This window comes from Streptomyces sp. NPDC094448, from assembly GCF_044763775.1.
Classification (GTDB): Bacteria; Actinomycetota; Actinomycetes; order Streptomycetales; family Streptomycetaceae; genus Streptomyces.
In genome coordinates this window covers 1-5,168 of sequence record NZ_JBIWGU010000028.1, presented here as the reverse complement: position 1 = coordinate 5,168, position 5,168 = coordinate 1, and the positions used below count along the sequence as shown (strand labels likewise).

Annotated in this window: 5 protein-coding genes; 3 read left to right on the top strand and 2 right to left on the bottom strand. The window is 70.3% G+C overall.

Going from position 1 to position 5,168, the window contains the following annotated elements; all coding sequences use genetic code 11:
* Nucleotides 1-193 precede the first annotated feature (193 nt).
* Nucleotides 194-757 (bottom strand): hypothetical protein, encoded by a 564-nt coding sequence (locus tag ACIQ9E_RS29685; protein WP_403712292.1) that lies wholly within the window; start codon nt 755-757, stop codon nt 194-196.
* A 99-nt stretch (nt 758-856) separates the two neighbouring features.
* Nucleotides 857-1,117, bottom strand: coding sequence for a hypothetical protein (locus ACIQ9E_RS29680; protein ID WP_403712290.1), 261 nt, complete (start codon nt 1,115-1,117; stop codon nt 857-859).
* A gap of 196 nt (nt 1,118-1,313) precedes the next feature.
* Here ACIQ9E_RS29680 and thyX point away from each other — a divergent pair, with 196 nt between their 5' ends.
* The 3 genes from thyX (at nt 1,314) to ACIQ9E_RS29665 (ending at nt 4,997) form a co-directional block, all read left to right on the top strand.
* Nucleotides 1,314-2,054: an FAD-dependent thymidylate synthase gene (gene thyX, locus ACIQ9E_RS29675; protein WP_403712288.1), complete on the top strand. Its 741-nt coding sequence runs from the start codon at nt 1,314-1,316 to the stop codon at nt 2,052-2,054.
* A 243-nt stretch (nt 2,055-2,297) separates the two neighbouring features.
* Nucleotides 2,298-3,197, top strand: coding sequence for a 4-hydroxy-tetrahydrodipicolinate synthase (gene dapA / locus ACIQ9E_RS29670; RefSeq protein ID WP_403712286.1), 900 nt, complete (start codon nt 2,298-2,300; stop codon nt 3,195-3,197).
* 114 nt (nt 3,198-3,311) lie between these two features.
* Nucleotides 3,312-4,997 carry a ribonuclease J gene (locus ACIQ9E_RS29665; RefSeq protein ID WP_403712284.1) on the top strand — a complete coding sequence of 562 codons (1,686 nt, stop codon included), beginning with the start codon at nt 3,312-3,314 and terminating at the stop codon, nt 4,995-4,997.
* The last annotated feature ends 171 nt before the right edge of the window (nt 4,998-5,168 follow it).

Genomic DNA, 5,168 nt, shown 5'->3' with positions numbered 1-5,168 from the left:
CCGGGGCGCCCCCCCCCCCCCCCCGCCCCCCCCCCCCCCCCCCCCGGCCGGGGGGGCCCCCCCCCCCCCCGGGGGGGCCCCCGTGCCCCCCCCCCCCCCCCCCCCCGGGGGGGGCCCCCCGCGGTTCCGTGTGTACGGCTGCGGCGCAGGGGAGCGTACGGTGCGCACCGCCCGCCCCGCGGTGGAGGTGCGGTCAGTCCGCCGGCCCGTACTCCGCCGCCCAGGCTTCCACCATGTCCGCCGCGCGGTCGAAGGCCTCGACCCGGGAGAGGAAGTCCGCGTTGTGGTCGGTCAGCAGCTCCAGCGGCTCGTTCCGGCCCCGGCGGTGCAGCCGCAGCGCCTGACCCTGCACGGTCCGCGGCAGCCCCAGCCAGCGCACCGGCTGCTGGACCGTCTGGACCCGGGTCACGTCCGACCAGCGGAGCGTCGAGGTGGTGAAGAAGCCGACCCGGCGCAGCCCGTGGCGGCTCACCCAGACGCCCGACCGCAGCAGCCGCAGCGCCAGGGCGATCATCACCAGGCCCACCGAGAGGCAGAGACCGGCCGCGGACATGGCGCCCGCAACCGCAACGATCATGGCCGCGATCATCACGAACGACGTCAGCAGCAGAAGCAGGGCCGCCGCCCCCACCCGCCAGGGGCCGGGGCGGTACGGCCGCCGCCACTGGTCGTGATCGTCGAAGGGCAGGGCGACGTCCGAGGAGTCCTCCGCCGGGGCGCCGAACGCGCGGTCGGCCGTCAGAAAGGTCAGGGGCACGACTGTTCTCCACTCACCAGCACACTCGAATTGTGGGGGCTGTGACGGGTGAGGCTACCGAGGCGCTCCGGGGCCGACTACCCCAGGGGGCTGTGCGGCTCACCGGCGCTCGGCCGCCTCGCTCTGCTCTGCGGTCTCGGGCGAGCTGCCGGACTCCAGCGCGGGCACGCCGAACAGCAGCGAGCCCACCAGCCCGGCGACGATGCTCAGTCCGATCAGCGTACGACCGGTGAGCTGGGAGACCGTGGGACGCTCGCGCGGCGGTGGAGTGACGTTACTGCGGAAGCGCTCGGCATCCTCTTCGGCCCGGGTGGCCTCGGCGACGAACGAGAACGGGACGGCTTCCCGCCGGCGAAACATGGGATCACGCTCCTGTGGAGTGGGGAGTGACTGCTGGAAGGGCTGTTACCCAGAGAGACGTACGGAACGGCGATTCGGTGCCGGATCCGTGCGAATCGGTCCGGAAAACATCAGCGAAGCGTGAAGGGGGGACGGCGCGAGGGGTGGACTAAGGTGGTTGCCGCCCCCCACCCGCCCCAGGAGAGGACACCTCCAGGTGACCGACACCCCCGCCGATTCCGCGACCCCCACCTTCCGCAGCGATGTCACCGTCGAGCTGGTCAAGCACTCCGCCGCGGACTCCGACGTCCTGTGGGCCGCCCGGGTCTCCACGGCAGGAGAGCAGTCCCTGGACGAGCTGAAGAAGGACCCGGAGCGGTCGAAGGGGCTCATCAACTTCCTGATGCGCGACCGGCACGGCAGCCCGTTCGAGCACAACTCCATGACCTTCTTCATCAGCGCCCCCATCCTGGTCTTCCGCGAGTTCATGCGGCACCGCGCGGGCTGGTCGTACAACGAGGAATCCGGCCGTTACCGGGAGCTCCAGCCGGTCTTCTACGTTCCGGGGCAGGACCGCAAGCTGGTCCAGGAGGGCCGCCCCGGGAAGTACGTCTTCATCGACGGCAGCCCCGAGCAGCACAAGATCGTCTCCGAGGCGATGGAGGACTCCTACCGCCGGTCGTACGAGACCTACCAGGAGATGCTGGCCGCCGGTATCGCCAGGGAAATCGCCCGTTCGGTCCTGCCGGTGGGTCTCTTCTCCTCCATGTACGCCACCTGCAACGCCCGCTCGCTGATGCACTTCCTCGGCCTGCGCACTCAGCACGAGCAGGCGAAGGTCCCGTCCTTCCCGCAGCGCGAGATCGAAATGGTCGGCGAGCAGATGGAGCGGCACTGGGCGCAGTTGATGCCGCTGACGTACCAGGCGTTCAACGCCAACGGCCGAATCGCGCCCTGAGCCGTCCGGAGCCACCGGACCGCCCGAATCCCGCCCCCCGGTCGGGCAGTGGCGGTACAGATGTACGGATTCTCCAGGTGGAATGTCCGCATTGCGGTGTTTCATGAAGTTCATCTAGGCTGATCAAACGGACCCGGCACTGCTTGAACCCCCGAGCAGGCAGTGCCGGGCTCCGCATCCCACGTCGTACGTCACGTCCCCTCAAGGGCCACACCGCACTGAGCAGCGAGTAGCGTGTTACCCATGGCTCCGATCCCCACTCCGCAGACCCCCTTCGGGCGGGTCCTCACCGCCATGGTCACGCCGTTCACCCCGGACGGCGCACTCGACGTCGACGGCGCCCAGCGCCTGGCGGCCCATCTGGTGGACGCAGGCAACGACGGCCTGATCGTCAGCGGCACCACCGGCGAGTCGCCCACCACCAGCGACGCGGAGAAAGACCGGCTTCTGCGGGCCGTCCTGGAGGCCGTCGGGGACCGAGCCCTGATCGTCGCCGGGATCGGCACCAACGACACCGGCCACAGCATCGAACTCGCCCGCGCCGCCGAAAGCGCCGGCGCCCACGGTCTGCTCGCCGTCACTCCGTACTACAACAAGCCCCCGCAGGAGGGCCTGTTCCGCCACTTCTCGGCGATCGCCGACGCCACCGGACTGCCCGTGATGCTGTACGACATCCCCGGCCGCAGCGGCGTCCCCATCGACACCGAGACCATCGTCCGGCTCGCCGAGCACCCCCGGATCGTCGCCAACAAGGACGCCAAGGGCGACCTCGGCCGGGCGAGCTGGGCCATCGCCCGCTCCGGCCTCGCCTGGTACTCGGGCGACGACATGCTCAACCTCCCCCTGCTCTCGGTCGGCGCCGTCGGTTTCGTCTCCGTGGTGGGCCATGTCGTCACCCCGGAGCTGCGGGCCCTGCTCGATGCCCACCTCAGCGGCGACGTGCAGAAGGCCGCCGAGATCCACCAGCGGCTGCTTCCGGTCTTCACCGGAATGTTCCGCACCCAGGGCGTGATCACCACCAAGGCCGCTCTCGCCCTACAGGGCCTGCCCGCGGGCCCCCTTCGACTTCCCATGGTCGAGCTGACCCCCGACGAGACCGCGCAGCTGAAGGCGGACCTCGCGGCCGGAGGCGTCCAGCTCTGACCCCGGACCTGGCAAGACCCGACAACTGCATAGGTACGACACAGCACGTGCACGAAGCTCATGCCGCCGGGCCCTCGCGAGAGGGTGGCCGGCGTGCATGGTGAGGAGAGTCTTTTGAGTCATCCGCATCCCGAACTCGGCCGTCCGCCGAAGCTCCCGAAGGGCGGCCTGCGGGTCACCCCACTCGGCGGCCTCGGTGAAATCGGCCGGAACATGACGGTCTTCGAATTCGACGGCCGACTGCTCATCGTCGACTGCGGCGTCCTCTTCCCCGAGGAGGAGCAGCCCGGTGTCGACCTCATCCTGCCCGACTTCACCACCATCAGGGACCGCCTCGACGACGTCGAGGGGATCGTGCTCACGCACGGCCACGAGGACCACATCGGCGGCGTCCCCTATCTGCTGAGGCTGAAGCCGGACATCCCGCTGATCGGTTCCAAGCTCACCCTCGCCCTGATCGAGGCGAAGCTCCAGGAACACCGCATCCGGCCCTACACCCTCGAAGTCACCGAGGGACAGCGCGAGCGGATCGGCCCCTTCGACTGCGAGTTCATCGCGGTCAACCACTCCATCCCGGACGCACTGGCTGTTGCGATCCGCACCCCCGCGGGCATGGTCGTCCACACCGGCGACTTCAAGATGGACCAGCTGCCGCTGGACCGCCGGCTCACGGACCTGCACGCCTTCGCCCGGCTCAGCGAGGAGGGCATCGACCTCCTCCTCTCGGACTCCACCAATGCCGAGGTCCCCGGCTTCGTCCCGCCCGAGCGCGATATCTCGAACGTGCTCCGCCAGGTCTTCGCCGGCGCCCAGAAGCGGATCATCGTCGCCAGCTTCGCCAGCCATGTGCACCGCATCCAGCAGATCCTGGACGCGGCGCACGAGTACGGCCGGCGAGTGGCCTTCGTCGGACGCTCGATGGTCCGCAATATGGGCATCGCCCGTGACCTGGGCTATCTGCGGGTCCCGCCGGGGCTGGTCGTCGATGTCAAAACCCTCGACGATCTGCCCGACCACGAGGTCGTCCTGGTCTGCACCGGATCCCAGGGCGAGCCGATGGCCGCCCTCTCCCGGATGGCCAATCGCGATCACCAGATCCGGATCGTCCAGGGCGACACCGTGATCCTGGCGTCCTCCCTGATCCCGGGCAACGAGAACGCGGTCTACCGCGTGATCAACGGCCTCACCCGCTGGGGTGCGAACGTCATCCACAAGGGGAACGCCAAGGTCCATGTCTCGGGCCATGCCTCGGCCGGCGAGCTGCTGTACTTCTACAACATCTGCCGCCCGAAGAACCTGATGCCGGTCCACGGCGAATGGCGCCATCTGCGCGCCAACGCGGAACTGGGTGCACTCACCGGAGTCCCCAAGGACCACATCGTGATCGCCGAGGACGGCGTCGTCGTCGACCTGGTCGACGGCCGGGCCCGCATCGTGGGCAAGGTCCAGGCCGGTTATGTGTACGTGGACGGCCTCTCGGTCGGAGATGTCACGGAGGCCTCCCTCAAGGACCGCCGGATCCTCGGTGACGAGGGCTTCATCTCGGTCTTCGTCGTGGTGGACTCCACCACGGGCAAGGTCGTCGGCGGCCCCCATGTCCAGGCCCGGGGCTCCGGTATCGACGATGCGGTCTTCAGCGCGGTGGTCCCCAAGATCGAAGAGGCCATCGCCAAGTCGGCTGCGGACGGGGTCGCCGAACCCCACCAGCTCCAGCAGCTGGTCCGCAGGATCGTGGGCCGCTGGGTCTCCGACACCTACCGTCGTCGCCCGATGATCCTCCCGGTCGTCGTAGAGGTCTGACGCCGGCGCCGGTTCCCCGGCCCGACCTCGCACTTCCCGGAGCGGGGGGGGGGGGGGGGGGGGGGGGGGGGGGGGCGGCGCGCGGCGGGGGGGGGGGGGGCGGCCCCCCCGCCCCCCCCCCCCCGGCCCCCCCCGCGCCCCCCCCCCGCCCCCGCGGGCCCCCCCCGCGCC